Origin of the sequence: Microbacterium sp. NPDC089321 (assembly GCF_040684935.1) — a bacterium.
Lineage (GTDB): Bacteria > Actinomycetota > Actinomycetes > Actinomycetales > Microbacteriaceae > Microbacterium.
In genome coordinates this window covers 522,675-537,002 of sequence record NZ_JBFBGX010000001.1, presented here as the reverse complement: position 1 = coordinate 537,002, position 14,328 = coordinate 522,675, and the positions used below count along the sequence as shown (strand labels likewise).

Genomic DNA, 14,328 nt, shown 5'->3' with positions numbered 1-14,328 from the left:
GGGAGTCGCAGCCGCGCCGCTCTGCTCAGGCGCACGGGATCACCTGCAGACAACGACGAAACCCTGGCCGACGCGGCGGATGCCGGTCGCCAGGGTTCGTGCGGAAGCGCAGATCAGGCTCGCTCGAGCTCGTCTTCGTCTTCGTCCTCGTACATGTCAGCCCACTTGTCGACGTACTGGTCTTCCGACGTCGGGTGACCGAGCTCACTCTCCAGTGCGGAGAAGTTCACGTCGGGACTGTACGACTTGAGTTCGCGGGCGATCTTGGTGTGCTTCGCCTTCTGACGGCCACGGCCCATGCGCGAGACCCCCTTTTACGAGTTCAGCAGCGGGCTTGTGCAGGGCCCGATGATATTCACGGCACCGGCCTGAAGCCGGTAAGAGTAGCATTCAGGATAGCACGCACGCCAGAGCATCCGGCCGTCCTGCGGCCGCCCCGCGGAAGGATCGACATGACGGATTCCACGTCCCGAGCAGCTGAAGAAGCGGCGCAGAACGCGGCCCTGCAGAAAGCGGTCATCGTCGGCCTGCAGCCGGGCCAGCCGCCGCACGTTCTCGATGAGGCCCTGCGCTACGCACGCCTGCTGAAAGCACCACTCGTCGTCGTGCACGTCGACGTCACCCGCTTCGTCACCTACGAAGACCCTGACGGCTATGTGCACTCCGCGCCGATCGATCTCAACCTCGACGCGGGCGCCGCGGAGTTCGAGGACGTGCAGCGCGCGGCCGAGCAGGCTCTCGCCGATGTCGACGTGCCGTGGACGGCCCGGCAGCTGGTCGGCGACCCCGCCCTCGCGATCAAGCAGCTGGCCGAGAAGCTCGATGCGCAGCTGATCGTCGTCGGCACCCGCAAGCGCGGGCTCGGCGAGTCGATCCGCGAGTTCTTCACCGGATCCGTGGCCGCCCGCCTCGCTCACCGCCAGCACCGCTCGGTGCTCGTCGTGCCGCAGGGCGAATCGGTGCCCGACGATCAGAAGGACATCTGGACCGAGTAGTCGCCGCCTCGCTCCGGTGACTGAAACGGATTCGCGGGGGCAGGCCTGAGCGACTTCAATGGATGGGTGACACTGCCCTCTCGTCGCGCCTTCGCGCTCATGCTGGCCGCGCTGCTGCTGCTCGCCGTCAATCTGCGCCTCGCCGTGACGACCGCATCGGTGCTGCTGCCGCTGCTGATCGACGAGGGGGCGCTGACACCGCAGGCGGCGATCGTCATCCCCGCACTGCCGACGGCCATGTTCGCCGTCGGCGGGGTGTTCACGCCGTGGCTGAGCCGCCGCATCGGAGCCGTCGCCGCGGTCACCTGGGCGATGGGCGCCGTCGCGGTCGGGATGCTGGTGCGCTTCGTGCCCGATTCGATCGCGATCGTCGGGGGCACGGTGCTCGCCACGGCGGGCATCGCGGTCGTCAACGTCATGCTCCCCGCCCTGGTGCGCGCGACGAGCGGCAGCCGCATGCGATCGGTGACCACCGCGTACACGACGATGCTCTCGGGCTCGGCCGCGATCGGCGCCGCCGCCGGCGTGCCGGTCGCGCACCTGCTCGGGTCGGCGGCGCTCGGTCTCGGTGCGTGGTCGCTGTTCGCCGTGCTCGCTCTCGTGATGTGGGTGATCGCAGCGCGCGGTCACGACGTCGACGGAGCGCTCGCACCGCCGGTCTCGCAGGCGCGCACGCCGCTGCCTCGAGGCACCTGGGCGCTCACCGGGTTCTTCGCCCTGCAGGCGCTGCTGGCGTTCGTCATCATGGGCTGGCTGCCGACCATCGCCGTCGAGACGGGCATCAGCCCGGCTCGTGCCGGCGTGCTGCTGGGCATCGTCATCATGGTCAGCATTCCGGCCGGCATCGCCGCGGTGAGCATCGCGCACACGCTGCGCGGCGTGCGCATCGGCGTCGTCGCCGTGTCGCTCGGCACCGCGGTCGGCGTGATCGGGCTGTGGCTGGCGCCGACCCTCGCCCCCGAGCTGTGGAGCGTGCTGATGGGGGTCGGCATGGCGGCGTTCCCGCTGACCCTGGCGCTCATCGCGCGCGCGGGCAGCGGCGCGGCCGAGGCGACCAGGGTGTCCGGCGTCGCGCAGGGCGTCGGCTACGCGATCTCGACCGTCGGGCCGCTCGGTGCCGGGGCCTGGTACAGCTCAGGTGGCGAGTGGGGGCCGGTGCTGGTGGCCATGATCGTCGGCGCGGTGCTGCAGGGCGTGGTCGGCCTGGTGCTGGCATCCGCTCCCGCGGAGCCGGCAGCGGACCGCTGATGCGAAGATGCCCCTCCCGCCGTCGGCGGAAGGGGCATCGGCGGCAGGCCTACTGCTCGGTCGAGAGCGTGCTCAGCGCGCGCGTGACGGCGCGGGCCGCGTCGTCCATCGCGTTCTCGAGCTCGGTGACGACCGAGGCGGGCAGCGATCCGCCCCGCGCGACATGGGTGCGCAGGTCGGTGCGCACCTGCGCACGGAAGGCGTTGATCGAGGCATCCGCCCGCTGAAGGTGCTCGCGGCTCGTGACCCGGTCATCGCTCATCCCGTCGAAGCGAGGGCGCGACTTCGACGCGCGCTTCTCTTCGGCGGCGGCGGTGGCGAGGTCGGCGCGCAGGCTGCGCATCGCATCCTGAACGCTCTGACGCACCTCGTTCGCGATCAGCCGCACCGAGTCGGCGAGACCCTGCTCGATGCCGGCCAGGTCGCCCTCGCGAGAGGCGAGCTCGGCGCGTCCGGCGTCGGTGATGGCGTAGATGGTGGTGCGGCCGTCGACGGTCTTGGTGACCAGGCCCTCCTCCTCGAGCTTCGCCAGCCGCGGGTAGATGGTGCCTGCGCTGGGCGTGTAGGTGCCGCCCGTGCGGTCGGTGAGCGCCTGGATGATGCCGTAGCCGTGCTGCGGCGCCTCGGCGAGCAGCGACAGCAGGTACAGGCGCAGGTCGCCGTGCGAGAAGACCGCGGGGCTCATGATTCCCACTCCGCGTCATCGGCGACCGACACCTGCGGACGACGCAGCACGGTCACGCCGCCGGAGACGGAGTTCGCGCGCACGTCGACGAAGCTGCCGGCGAGCTCGCCCACCTGACCGGTGTAGCTGCTCGGGCCGCCGCTCGAGCGCTCGACGCCGTCGACCGTCAGCCTGCCGCTCATGCTGCGCAGCACGTAGTTGGCGGGAAGCGTCTCGTCGAGGCGAACCGTCATGCCGCCCGAGACGGTGTTGAGGTTCACGGTGTTGATGTCGCCGACGGCGTCGACGAGGATCGACCCCGAGACGGTGTCGACGGTCGCCTTGCGCATGCTGCCGGTCACGGCAACATCGCCCGAGACGCTGTTGGCGTTGAGCGAGCCGGTCAGGCCGCGCACCTGCACGTCGCCCGAGACGGAGTTCGTCGTCAGGTCGCCGGTGATGCCGTCGGCGATCAGGTCGCCCGAGACGGTGTTGAGCTTGGCGTCGTTGCGGATGCCGGAGACGAGCGCGCCGGCGCTGACCACGCCCAGTGTGAGGGCGATGTCGCGGGGGACGGCGATGCTGATCTCGGCCTTCGGGCCGCCGGCGCCGAAGTTGCGGAACACGTCGAGGAAGTTGTCCCACCCGATCTGCGGGTGATCGATCTCGACCTGGGTTCCGTCGGATTCGATGCGCAGGTCCTTGACGGTGACGCCGTGCACTTCGATGCGGATGCCGGGTTCGTCGTGCGCGATCACATCGACCTGCCCGCCCACGAGCCCGACCTTGAGGCGGGCGGCGGATGCGATGTCGATGACGCGTTCCTCGCCCGGGGCGATGAGCCACTTCTCGGTCATGTCGTTCTCTCCTTGTCCGCGATATCAAGATATATCGCGTTGTAGTGACGATAACACGATATATCTCGATAGGGAACCCCTCCCCGGCCTTCGAATCGCTCAACTGGGGGTTTCCGGGGGGTGAATGCTGCCAGTTGAGCGATTCGAACGCAGTAGTTGACCTTGACGCAACGTCAACTTCTACCGTGGACACATCGACACAGATCCACTGAGAGAGGGATGCCATGGACTGGTCCATCCAGGAGATCGCCCGGCTCGCCGGAACGACGAGCCGCACCCTGCGCCACTACGACGACATCGGGCTGCTCGCCCCGTCGCGCATCGCGCACAACGGCTACCGGCACTACGACCAGGCCGCACTCGTGCGCCTGCAGCGCATCCTGCTGCTGCGCGAGCTCGGGCTCGGCCTGCCGCAGATCGCGGAGGTGCTCGAGCACACCCGATCAGAGGCATCCGCTCTCGAGACGCATCTCGCCTGGCTGCGGCAGGAGCAGCAGCGGATGCTGCGGCAGATCGCGTCGGTCGAGAGCACCATCACCGCATTGAGAGAAGGAGAAGAGATGATGGCCGAGAACATGTTCGACGGCTTCGACCACACCCGCTACAAGGACGAGGTCGAGCAGCGCTGGGGCAAGAAGGCCTATGCCGACAGCGACCGCTGGTGGCGCGGCATGAGCGACGACGCTCGCGCCGCCTGGCAGCAGCGCGTGGCCGACCTCGGCGCCGACTGGGTCGCCGCCGCCGAGCGGGGCATCGACCCCGCATCAGACGAGGCGCAGGACATCGCCCGCCGTCACGTCGAATGGCTCACGGGCATCCCGGGCACCCCGGCGTCCGCACCCGGCGGCGATGTGAAGGCGTACGTGATCGGGCTCGGCGAGATGTACGTCGCCGACCCGCGCTTCGGCGCCAACTACGCCACCGCCGAGGGCGGCACGGCGGGCGCCGAGTTCGTGCGTGACGCTCTGCGCGTCTACGCCGAGGCGCACCTGTAAGACGCACAGCGGGGGCGGGGAATCACCCCGCCCCCGCCGGCTCGCGTCAGGACGCCTCGTCGAACACCCGTCGGCCGACCTCGGTGTCGCTGAGCCGCCAGTCGGTCTCCTTCACGGTGTGGAAGAAGTTCACGAACGACGCTCCCGAGTCCCTGGCGCGGCGGATCAGCATCCGCGACCAGCCCTCCTGCGTGATCCAGTCATCGGCGGTCGCCTCGTACGGCGGGTTCTCGGGCCACTCGAAGACCCACGAGCCCCACGCCGCGTACTGCGAGCCGCCCGCACGGAACGATGCCGGGTCGTCGGGTGCGGATGCTGCCTCGGCGATGCCCCACGGCTTGCCTGCCGCCAGCTTCTTCAGGCGCACGACCGGGCCGTCAGCCCTGGTGAAGCCGAACACGTCCTCGGTGCTCTGCCATCCGGGCGACTGCGGGCGGGCGGTGCCCCAGTTGAAGCCGTCCAGCGCCAATGCGTCGACATAGGCCGCGCCCGGGTAGTACGACTCGAACGGGTACGGGCCCGCGCCGTAGTTGAGCGGGTTCCACAGGAACACGAGCTTCGGGGCGATGGCCTGCTTGAGCGCGTACACGTGCCGCCACATGTTGATGTAGTCGGTCGGCGTGGTCGTCGCCTTCTTGCCCGCCTTGCTCGACCACGGCCGGGTCGAGTCGTCCATCTCGGGCGCGAAGCGCACGATGATCTCGGCATCCGCCGAGCGCGTCGCCGCATCGCGCAGCCATGCCTTCAGGTGCGCGTCATATGCGCCGGCGGCGATGCGCCGCGGCGCGAACTCGGGCTGCTGGTCGGCAGGACGGTTCCAATCCCACGGCTCCCACGCGATGAGCAGAGCGGATCCCCGGGCCGCTGCTGCATCCGCGTACGAGTGAGGGAAGGCGGGCGACTGGACGAAGTCGACATAGGTCGACAGCATCCCGTTCGAGCGGCCGAACGCCGCCTCCTCCGCCGCCATGGTGGTGAGATCGTGCGATGCCCAGCCGAGCAGCATCTGCTGGTCGGCATCGCGGATGCTGGCTGGTGATGTCGCCTGCGCTGTCGCGGCGCTCGCCGTCGACAGCGCCAGCGCGGCCGCGGTGATGAGCACCGCCGCCATTCGGGTACGACTGTATAGGCCTGTTCTGGCCATGATTTCCTCCGGTGTCCTCCACTCGCGCACTGCGAGCGGAACCTTCCCATTCTCCGGTACGAGGGGTCGTGGGGGAATAGTCGCGTCGGGGCAGATGCGGCGGGCTCAGACGCCGAGCCGGATGACCAGGATGCCGGCCGCCGCGACCGCCGTCGCCGCCAGCCCGATCGCACCAGGGCGCTCGCCGAAGAGCAGCATCCCGATCAGGCCGGCGGCGACCACCCCCGTCTCTCGCAGCGCCGCGACCAGGGCGAGGGGAGCGGATGCCTGTGCCCACAGGACGATGCCGTACGCGGCCAGCGACAGCACGCCGCCGAGGGCGCCGACCGGCGCCCACGCCGCCGAGGGCGCCGACCGGCGCATGGGAGCGCACTGCCCTGAGCAGTCCTGGTCGGTCGCGGCTGAGCGCGAGGCAGCGCGGGCAGGTCGAGCCGGCTGTCGTGACCGGGCAGCAGGCTGCATCCGCCGGTTGACCGCGCCCGCACGGAAAGCAGGAGATCACACGAATCACAGGATGCGATCCAGCATCCGATCCTGTGTCTCGCGAGAACTCCTGCGTCTCGCGCACCCGCCTCGCGGTCACGACGGCTCCAGCCGCGGGTAGTCTGGCAAGCACGATGAGCATCACGCGCCGAACCCTGCTCGTCGGCGCCGGAGCGGGCGCCGTCGGTCTGCTGCTCGCCGCCTGCACCCCCGAGCCCCAGCCTGCGCCCACCCGCACGAAGACGCCGATGCCGCGGCCGACCGCGCCCGAGTCCGTGCCGGCTCCGGCCGGCTGGCTCCGCAGCACCTGGGCCACCGATCCGTACTCGCTCGGATCGGTCAGCTACCTGCCGGCCGGGGCCGATCCCAGCGAGCGAGAACGTCTCGCCGAGCCCGTGCTCGACCGGGTGTTCTTCGCGGGAGAGGCCACCGACTCGGCCAATCCCGGCACGGTCGTCGGCGCTGTCGACGCCGCACGTCGCGCCGCCCTCGCGCTCATCGCCGCCGCAGGCGACACCGAGCGGATCGCCGTGGTCGGCGCGGGTGCCGCCGGCGTGATCGCCGCCCGGATGCTGACGGATGCCGGACACGACGTCACCGTGTTCGAAGCGCGGGAGCGCCTCGGCGGGCGCATCCGCAGCGAGGTCGACGACGAGCAGTGGCCCGTGCCCCCGCAGCTCGGAGCCTGGCTGCTCAGCGACGACGAGCTCGCCGCACTCTCGGACCGGCTCGTCGACATCAGCGACGAGACCATGACGTTCGACACCGCGACAGGCTGGACGGCCGATGGTGAGGCGGCGACCGTCGACGGCGCCGCGATCGCCGCTGCGCTCCAGAAGGCCGAGTCCGCGGCATCCGACCCGTCGATCGCCGACGCGCTCGCCGCGAGCGGCGTGAGCACCGACGACCCCGCGCTCGCCGCATCGCTCGCCTGGCTCGCGGCCATGACCGGGGCCGACCCGGCGCGCGCTTCGAGCTGGTACCCGCCCGACTTCCCCGCCGACACCGTGCACGGCGTGACCGGCGACCTCATCACGTTCCTGAAGGAGCACCTCGACGGACTCGACGTCACCACGGCATCGCCCGTGGTGCGCATCGCGTACGACGACCGCGGAGTCAGCCTTCGGCTCGGCACCGGCGAGGCGCTCTCGTACGACCGCGTGGTCGTCACCGCGCCGCTCGGGGTGCTGCAGAAGCAGGGGATCGAGTTCGCCCCCGCGCTGCCGTTCGCGCACCGCGGGGCGATCTCGGCGCTGGCATCCGGATTCGTCGAGACCGTCTGGATGCGATTCGATGAGCCGTTCTGGACGACCGAGGCCGCGATCTGGCACGTCATCGGCGGCGACGGTCTCATCCGCACCTGGCTGAACCTGCAGCCGGCCACGGGAGAGCCGGTGCTCGTCGGGCTCGTCGGCGGCGCCGACGCCGAGCAGTTCGCCGAGCTCAGCGAGCGCGACGCGGCGGTCGCGGCTCGCGCCTCGCTCGCGTTCTTCGCAGAGCCGGCAGCGGACGAGGGCTGATCTCGCCCCACGGCGGCACCGTCGGGCGCACCCGGCTGAGCAGCACCAGGCACGACGCCACCACGGCGAAGATCGACAGCGCGAGAGCGCAGCTGAGCACCATCTCGCCGATGCCGGACACCTGCCGCAGATCGAGGAAGTAGTACGGGTACCAGCCGATCAGGCTGCCCCGCCAGATCGTGAAGACGCCCCACAGCAGCGGATAGACCAGCACGAACGGCACGACCCGCCACGATGCGGCACGGCGTCCTGGCCCGACCACCCAGGCGACGATCGTCCACGCCGGCAGCACGAAGTGCAGCAGGACGTCGGACCAGGGGACCGTGATCGGGATGCCCCTCTCGCCCGCCTGCCAGACGATGAGCCCGAACGCGAGACCGGCAGTGATCGTCCAGCTCAGCACCAGCGCGCGTGCGGTGGTGAGCCAGGCCGGGTCCTCGTCGTGACGCAGCGCGATGACGCCCGCGATGATCGCGAGCACGGCGAACGCGGTGTTCGACTGGATCGTCAGGTAGGCGAAGAAGTTGGCGCCGGCGAGGGTCTGCGAGCCCATGCCCCACAGCATCCGGTGCACGAGCGCCGCGATGCACACGGCCGCGGTCAGCAGACGCGACCAGCCGAAGATCCTTCGCGTGAGCACTCGAGTGTCGTCCTCCCGGTGGTCCGGCGGCATCGGGAGGGCCGCACCACCGCTTCGAGTCTATGCATGCCCGTCAGGCGTCTCTCCAGCGCGCGACTAGAGTTGCGCCGTGACATCCCCGCCCACCGCGCGCACCGTTCTGCGCCGCGCCGCGCTCGCCGCGGCGGGCGGCACCGTCGGCACGGCCGCCCGGCTCGGGCTCGGGATGCTGATCGCCGACGCCCCTGCCGCCGTGCTCGTCGCGAACATCGTCGGCGCGCTGCTGCTGGGCATTCTCACCGCGCGGCTGCCGGCCTCCGACCTGCGGATTCTGCTGGGAACGGGCGTGCTGGGCGGCTTCACCACCTACAGTGCCTTTGCGGTCGACAGCATAGAGCTGTGGTCGGCGTCGCCCGCGCTCGCCGCCGGATACGTCGCCGCGAGCCTCGTCGGCGGGCTGATCGCCGCCGTGCTCGGCCTGCGCATCGGCGGATCGCTCGGCCGGAGGACCGTGTCGTGAGCCCCCTGGTGTTCCTGCTCGCCGCAGCCTGCGGCGGCCTGGGCGCGGCGACCCGCTACCTGGTCGACATCGGGGTCGCGCGTCTGACGGGCGCGCGGTTCCCGTGGGGCGTGATGGTGATCAACGTCACGGGATCGCTGCTGCTGGGGCTGGTGGTCGGGATGCTGCCCGGCGCCGCCTTCGTGCTGGGCGCCGGATTCCTCGGCGGCTACACGACCTTCAGCACGGCGATGGTCGATGCGATCTCGCTCTGGCGGGACGGCGAGCAGAGAGCCGCCGTCTTCGACGTGCTGGGGATGCTCGTGCTCTCGCTCGCCGGGGCCGGCCTCGGGCTCGCACTGGGCGGCGCTCTCAACTGACCGCTCAGCGCTGACCGCTCCGGCCGACCCCTCTGCCAGTCGGAGCACAGCTTCGCCGCCGCATAATGTACAGACGTACATTTCGACCCCGGGGGAGGGATCTTGAGCGAGCCGCAGCGCCGTCGCCGTGATCCCGAGGCGCGCAGGCACGAGATCGTCGTCGCCGCCGCCGAGCTCATCGTCGAGGTGGGTGTGAGCGCCGTGACGCATCGCATGATCGCGGCGCGAGCGGGGGTGCCCCTCGGCGCGACGACCCAGCACTTCGCCACCCTCGACGACCTGCGCTCCGAGGCGCTGCACCACCTGGTCACCGAGGTCGACGCCGGCATCGACGACATCCGCGCCGCTCTTCAGCAGCGCGGTGCGACCCCCGCCGTGCTCGCCGACCTGCTCGTGAAGGGCCTGGCCGACGCGCGCGCTCTCGAAGCCGACCGCGCCGTCGTCACCGCGGCCATCGACGATCCGCAGCTGCGCGCACTCGCACGCCGCTGGTCCGACCGCATGATCGGCTTCCTCGTGCCCGACTACGGCGTCGAGCGCGCCACCGCGGCATCCGTCTTCATCGACGGCGTGCTCTGGCACGCCCGCATCCACGACGAACCCCTGAACATCGCCCTCATCGAGAACGCCCTCACCGGCATCCTCGGCACCGAAACCACGACCACGAGCGACTGAAAGAGCACCCGTGTCGAACCTCTCTGTTCTCAGCCTGCGCAACCGCGCACTCATCGCGCTGATCACCATCGTGTCCGCCGTCTTCGGCGGCCTGGCCCTCACGAACCTCAAGCAGGAGCTGATCCCCTCGCTCGAGCTGCCCGCACTGGTGGTCATGACCACCTACCCCGGCGCCTCGCCCGAGGTGGTCGAGAACGATGTGTCGACGCCCATCGAGAACGCCATCCAGGGCGTGCCGGGCCTCGAATCGAGCAGCGCGACGAGCACGACCGACGCCTCGATCGTGCAGGCGATGTTCGCCTACGGCACCGACCTCGCCACCGCAGAGCAGAAGATGCAGCAGGCGATCAACCGCATCTCGCGTCAGCTGCCCGACGACGTCAGCCCGCAGGTGCTCAGCGTCTCGATCGACGACTTCCCGGTCATCCAGATCGCGGTCACCGGATTCGGCGACTCCGAGACCGCGCAGCAGGATCTCGAGACCACCGTGGTGCCCGAACTCGAAGACGTCGACGGCGTCAACGCCGCGCAGATCGTCGGCGGCGTCGGTCAGCGCATCACGATCACCCCCGACGAGCAGAAGCTGCTCGCCGCCGGACAGAGCACGCAGGCGATCCGCCAGGCGCTGCAGCAGAACGGGGCACTGCTGCCCGGCGGCGACATCACCGAGGGCGACGAGACGCTCACGGTGCAGTCCGGAGCGAAGCTCGCCTCGGCCGACGACGTGGCGGCTCTGCCGCTCGCAGGAAGCGACCTCACGATCGGCGAGGTCGCGACGGTCGCGCAGGTCAGCGACCCGGTGACCTCGATCTCGCGGGTCGACGGCGAAGACGCCCTGTCGATCGCGGTGACCAAGCTGCCCGCCGCGAACACCGTCGAGGTCTCGCAGGGCGTGCTCGCCGCCCTCGATGAGCTCGGCGGCACCTTCCCCGACGCCGAGTTCACCGTCATCTTCGACCAGGCGCCCTATATCCAGCAGTCGATCGAGACGCTCGCGACCGAGGGCATGCTGGGTCTCGCGTTCGCGGTGATCGTGATCCTCGTCTTCCTGCTCTCGATCCGCTCGACGCTCGTCACCGCGATCTCCATCCCCACCAGCGTGCTGATCACGTTCATCGGGCTACAGGCGTTCGGGTACTCGCTGAACGTGCTGACCCTCGGCGCGCTCACGATCGCGATCGGCCGCGTCGTCGACGACTCGATCGTCGTGATCGAGAACATCAAGAGGCACTACGTCGAGGGAGCCGACAAGGGCGACGCCATCCGCCTGGCCGTGCGCGAGGTGGCATCCGCCATCACCGCGTCGACCATCACCACGGTCGCCGTCTTCCTGCCCATCGTGTTCGTCGGCGACATGGTCGGCGAGCTGTTCCGGCCCTTCGCGATGACCGTCACGATCGCCATGGTCGCCTCGCTGCTCGTCTCGCTGACGATCGTGCCCGTGCTCGCGTACTGGTTCCTGCGGCCGGGCAAGCCGCTGCTCGCCGAGGATGGCTCGCGGATCGACCCCGAGCATCCGGATGCCCCTCCCACGCCCCTCCAGCGTCTCTACCGGCCGATCCTCGGGTGGACGCTCAAGCACTCCGCGATCACGGTCGTGCTGGCGGTCGTCGTGCTCGCCGGAACGCTGGCCGCGGCCCCGCTGATGAAGATCAACTTCCTCAGCGACTCTGGTCAGAACACGATGACCGTCACGCAGGACATCGGCGAGACCGCGAGTCTCGAAGCGAAGTCCGAGGCCGCGAAGAAGGTCGAGGAGGCGCTCGACGGCGTCGACGGCATCACCCACGTGCAGGCGTCGATCGGATCGAGCGGCTCGGCGCTGCGCGACGCCTTCTCCGGCGGAGCCGGCATCACCTACTCGATCCAGACCAGCGACGACGCAGACCAGGAGACGCTGCGCGCCGACGTGCAGAAGAAACTCGACGCGATCGACGACGTCGGCGAGGTCTCGGTCGGCGCCTCGTCCGGCGGCTTCGGCTCGAGCGACATCGAGATCACCGTCACCGCGCCGAACGCCGACGACCTGCAGGCGGGCACCGACGCGCTCATGAAGGAGCTCGACGGACGCGACGGCATCGGCCAGGTCACGAACAACCTGGCGGCCTCGCTGCCGTACATCGCCGTGGTCGTCGACCGCGAGGCCGCCGCCGCGCGCGGCCTGTCCGAGGTCGCCGTCGGGTCGATCGTGTCGAACACGATGCGTCCGGAGCAGATCGGCTCGGTCGAGGTCGATGACTCGGCGCTCACCGTCTACCTCGTCGACCCCGAGCCCCCGGCATCCGTCGACGCGTTGAAGAAGCTCACCATCCCGACGGCGACAGGACCGGCGCAGCTGCAGGACCTCGCGACGGTCGAGCAGCGGAACGGACCGACGTCGATCTCGACGGAGCAGGGTCGCCGCACCGCCACGATCACCGTGCCGCCGGCATCCGACGACCTGGCGGTCGCGACGGCATCGGTCGCCGCGGCCCTCGACAAGGTCGATCTGCCCGACGGCGCGCGGGCCGAGGTCGGGGGCGTCGCCGAGCAGCAGAGCGAGTCGTTCTCGCAGCTCGGGCTCGCGATGCTCGCGGCGATCCTCATCGTGTACGTGGTGATGGTCGCGACGTTCAAATCGCTGCGTCAGCCCCTGCTGCTGCTCGTGTCGGTGCCGTTCGCCGCGACGGGGGCGATCCTGCTGCAGATCGTCACCGGGGTGCCGCTGGGCGTCGCGTCGCTGATCGGCGTGCTGATGCTGATCGGCATCGTGGTGACGAACGCGATCGTGCTCGTCGACCTCGTCAACCAGTACCGCGAGAAGGGGCTGTCGACGCCGGAGGCCGTGATGGCGGGTGGCGAGAAGCGCCTGCGTCCGATCCTCATGACGGCGCTCGCGACGATCTTCGCGCTCACGCCCATGGCCCTCGGCATCACCGGGCACGGCGGGTTCATCTCGCAGCCGCTCGCGATCGTCGTGATCGGCGGTCTCGTGTCGTCGACCGTGCTGACGCTCATCGTGCTGCCGACGCTCTACAACCTCGTCGAGGGTGCCAAGGAGCGGCGTCGGGCGAAGCGCGGCGAGCTGCCCTCCGCGGACGACCACGCCGACCAGGCCGACCAGGCCGACGGCGCCCTCACCCGTCGGCAGCTGCGCGCGGGCGGCGCCCACGACTGAGAGGTCTCGAGAGGTCGGAAAGGCACCGGAACGGGCATCCGGGGGTGCGTTTTCGACCTCTCACCCGACGGGGCGGGTGCGCGAGCAGGTCAGGAGAAGCGGATGCCCCACTGCAGCGTCCACGACTCGCCGTCGGCGAGCCGGCGCAGCCCGCGACCGGAGTTGAACGCATCGGCCGGGGCGGTCATGGGCTCGATGGCGACGGCGAGAGGCTGACCGGGGTACTTCGCGCTCGTGAAGGCCTGCACGAAGTCGAAGCCGTCGCCCTGCTGCAGCGTGATCGCACGCCCGTCGGGTGCGGTGAGGGTGGTGCGAGCGAACCCGTCGGCGTCGCGGTGCAGGTTCGCGTATCCGGTGTCGAGCTGCACGTCGCCGAGGCGGCGCCCCTCGCGCAGATCGGTGCCGGCCGACACGGGGCTCTCCCCGACCGGCAGCATCCGGTCGTCGGTCTCGAAGTAGGTCTCGGCCCGCAGGCGCAGCACGAGATCGCGCGCGTCGACGCCGCCGATCACGAAGAACGGATGCGTGCCGAGCGCCACAGGCGCTGGCTCGGCGGAGTGGTTGGTGAGGGTGTGGGTGACGTCGATCCCGGCATCCGTCAGCGCGTACGTGACCGATGTCGCGACGACATACGGATATCCGGTCTGCGGCACGACGGTGGCTGCGAGGGTCACCGACTCGTCGGTGTGCTCGGCGATCTCGTAGGCGCTGAAGCGCAGCAGTCCGTGGCTCGCGTTGCGGAACTTGGGCTCGCTGATCGAGAGGGCGAGCTCGGTGTCGCCGTCCTGCCAGACGCCGTCGCGGATGCGATTCGGCCACGGCACGAGCACCACGCCGGAGCACGACGGCGTCGGCTGGTCGGCCGGATAGGGCGGCACGATCTCGACGCCGTCGACGGTCAGATGCCGGAGCGAGGCGCCGACCTGCGCGATCTGGGCGGTGACATCACCGCGGCGAAGGTGGATCTGGATGCCGGTGGGGGAGCCGATCACGTCGTCAAGAGGCATGCCGCCATCGTACGGCGGGCACTCTCCCAGCAAACCCCGGTATCCTGGAACGAGTCGGCTTCGGGCACCCGCTTCCAGGCGGTTT

The 14,328-nt window shown here is 70.2% G+C and carries 15 protein-coding genes; 8 read left to right on the top strand and 7 right to left on the bottom strand.

Annotation, left to right across the window (positions count from 1 at the left end; translation table 11 throughout):
* Positions 1–113: 113 nt before the first annotated feature.
* Positions 114–299 carry a DUF3073 domain-containing protein gene (locus AB0N59_RS02510; protein WP_204975461.1) on the bottom strand — a complete coding sequence of 62 codons (186 nt, stop codon included), beginning with the start codon at positions 297–299 and terminating at the stop codon, positions 114–116.
* Positions 300–452: 153 nt separating this feature from the next.
* Between AB0N59_RS02510 and AB0N59_RS02505 the strand changes: the two genes are divergently transcribed.
* Positions 453–995: a universal stress protein gene (locus tag AB0N59_RS02505; RefSeq protein WP_363478231.1), complete on the top strand. Its 543-nt coding sequence runs from the start codon at positions 453–455 to the stop codon at positions 993–995.
* 66 nt (positions 996–1,061) lie between these two features.
* Positions 1,062–2,243 carry an MFS transporter gene (locus AB0N59_RS02500; RefSeq protein ID WP_363478228.1) on the top strand — a complete coding sequence of 394 codons (1,182 nt, stop codon included), beginning with the start codon at positions 1,062–1,064 and terminating at the stop codon, positions 2,241–2,243.
* Positions 2,244–2,292: 49 nt separating this feature from the next.
* On the opposite strand, the gene AB0N59_RS02495 is transcribed toward AB0N59_RS02500, so the two are convergent.
* Positions 2,293–2,928: a PadR family transcriptional regulator gene (locus AB0N59_RS02495; RefSeq protein WP_363478225.1), complete on the bottom strand. Its 636-nt coding sequence runs from the start codon at positions 2,926–2,928 to the stop codon at positions 2,293–2,295.
* Complete coding sequence (locus tag AB0N59_RS02490) at positions 2,925–3,764, bottom strand: DUF4097 family beta strand repeat-containing protein (protein WP_363478222.1); 840 nt, start codon at positions 3,762–3,764, stop codon at positions 2,925–2,927. Before AB0N59_RS02490 ends, AB0N59_RS02495 begins: the two co-directional genes overlap by 4 nt.
* 224 nt (positions 3,765–3,988) lie before the next feature.
* Between AB0N59_RS02490 and AB0N59_RS02485 the strand changes: the two genes are divergently transcribed.
* Positions 3,989–4,759: a MerR family transcriptional regulator gene (locus AB0N59_RS02485; RefSeq protein ID WP_363478219.1), complete on the top strand. Its 771-nt coding sequence runs from the start codon at positions 3,989–3,991 to the stop codon at positions 4,757–4,759.
* A 46-nt stretch (positions 4,760–4,805) separates the two neighbouring features.
* On the opposite strand, the gene AB0N59_RS02480 is transcribed toward AB0N59_RS02485, so the two are convergent.
* Both AB0N59_RS02480 and AB0N59_RS02475 read right to left on the bottom strand, forming a co-directional pair.
* Positions 4,806–5,870, bottom strand: a complete 1,065-nt coding sequence (locus AB0N59_RS02480) for a hypothetical protein (protein WP_363478216.1) — start codon at positions 5,868–5,870, stop codon at positions 4,806–4,808.
* 138 nt (positions 5,871–6,008) lie between these two features.
* Entirely contained in the window at positions 6,009–6,266 is a 258-nt protein-coding gene (locus AB0N59_RS02475) for an EamA family transporter (RefSeq protein WP_363478213.1), read from the bottom strand.
* Positions 6,267–6,520: 254 nt separating this feature from the next.
* Here AB0N59_RS02475 and AB0N59_RS02470 point away from each other — a divergent pair, with 254 nt between their 5' ends.
* Positions 6,521–7,906: an FAD-dependent oxidoreductase gene (locus tag AB0N59_RS02470; RefSeq protein ID WP_363478210.1), complete on the top strand. Its 1,386-nt coding sequence runs from the start codon at positions 6,521–6,523 to the stop codon at positions 7,904–7,906.
* Here AB0N59_RS02470 and AB0N59_RS02465 read toward each other — a convergent pair.
* Positions 7,830–8,546, bottom strand: a complete 717-nt coding sequence (locus tag AB0N59_RS02465; RefSeq protein ID WP_363478207.1) for a Pr6Pr family membrane protein — start codon at positions 8,544–8,546, stop codon at positions 7,830–7,832. The two genes, AB0N59_RS02470 and AB0N59_RS02465, sit on opposite strands and share 77 nt — an antisense overlap.
* 109 nt (positions 8,547–8,655) lie before the next feature.
* On the opposite strand from AB0N59_RS02465, the gene AB0N59_RS02460 reads away from it, so the two are divergent.
* The 4 genes from AB0N59_RS02460 to AB0N59_RS02445 all read left to right on the top strand — a co-directional run bounded on the left by AB0N59_RS02460 (position 8,656) and on the right by AB0N59_RS02445 (position 13,236).
* Entirely contained in the window at positions 8,656–9,045 is a 390-nt protein-coding gene (locus AB0N59_RS02460) for a CrcB family protein (RefSeq protein WP_363478204.1), read from the top strand.
* On the top strand, positions 9,042–9,404 hold the full coding sequence (locus AB0N59_RS02455) for a CrcB family protein (protein ID WP_363478201.1): 363 nt from the start codon (positions 9,042–9,044) through the stop codon (positions 9,402–9,404). Before AB0N59_RS02460 ends, AB0N59_RS02455 begins: the two co-directional genes overlap by 4 nt.
* Before the next feature lie 102 nt (positions 9,405–9,506).
* Positions 9,507–10,079 carry a TetR family transcriptional regulator gene (locus AB0N59_RS02450; protein WP_363478198.1) on the top strand — a complete coding sequence of 191 codons (573 nt, stop codon included), beginning with the start codon at positions 9,507–9,509 and terminating at the stop codon, positions 10,077–10,079.
* Positions 10,080–10,089: 10 nt separating this feature from the next.
* On the top strand, positions 10,090–13,236 hold the full coding sequence (locus AB0N59_RS02445; RefSeq protein ID WP_363478195.1) for an efflux RND transporter permease subunit: 3,147 nt from the start codon (positions 10,090–10,092) through the stop codon (positions 13,234–13,236).
* An 89-nt stretch (positions 13,237–13,325) separates the two neighbouring features.
* Here the strand turns inward: AB0N59_RS02445 and AB0N59_RS02440 are convergent, their stop codons facing one another.
* Positions 13,326–14,243, bottom strand: a complete 918-nt coding sequence (locus AB0N59_RS02440; RefSeq protein ID WP_363478192.1) for an aldose 1-epimerase family protein — start codon at positions 14,241–14,243, stop codon at positions 13,326–13,328.
* Positions 14,244–14,328 lie beyond the last annotated feature (85 nt).

Coding starts and splice junctions, on each gene's coding strand:
- AB0N59_RS02470 (WP_363478210.1), top strand. CDS start 6,521: ATGAGCATCACGCGCCGAACCCTGCTCGTCGGCGCCGGAGCGGGCGCC.
- AB0N59_RS02480 (WP_363478216.1), bottom strand. CDS start 5,870: ATGGCGGCGGTGCTCATCACCGCGGCCGCGCTGGCGCTGTCGACGGCG.
- AB0N59_RS02490 (WP_363478222.1), bottom strand. CDS start 3,764: ATGACCGAGAAGTGGCTCATCGCCCCGGGCGAGGAACGCGTCATCGAC.
- AB0N59_RS02475 (WP_363478213.1), bottom strand. CDS start 6,266: ATGCGCCGGTCGGCGCCCTCGGCGGCGTGGGCGCCGGTCGGCGCCCTC.
- AB0N59_RS02440 (WP_363478192.1), bottom strand. CDS start 14,243: ATGCCTCTTGACGACGTGATCGGCTCCCCCACCGGCATCCAGATCCAC.
- AB0N59_RS02495 (WP_363478225.1), bottom strand. CDS start 2,928: ATGAGCCCCGCGGTCTTCTCGCACGGCGACCTGCGCCTGTACCTGCTG.
- AB0N59_RS02510 (WP_204975461.1), bottom strand. CDS start 299: ATGGGCCGTGGCCGTCAGAAGGCGAAGCACACCAAGATCGCCCGCGAA.
- AB0N59_RS02485 (WP_363478219.1), top strand. CDS start 3,989: ATGGACTGGTCCATCCAGGAGATCGCCCGGCTCGCCGGAACGACGAGC.
- AB0N59_RS02505 (WP_363478231.1), top strand. CDS start 453: ATGACGGATTCCACGTCCCGAGCAGCTGAAGAAGCGGCGCAGAACGCG.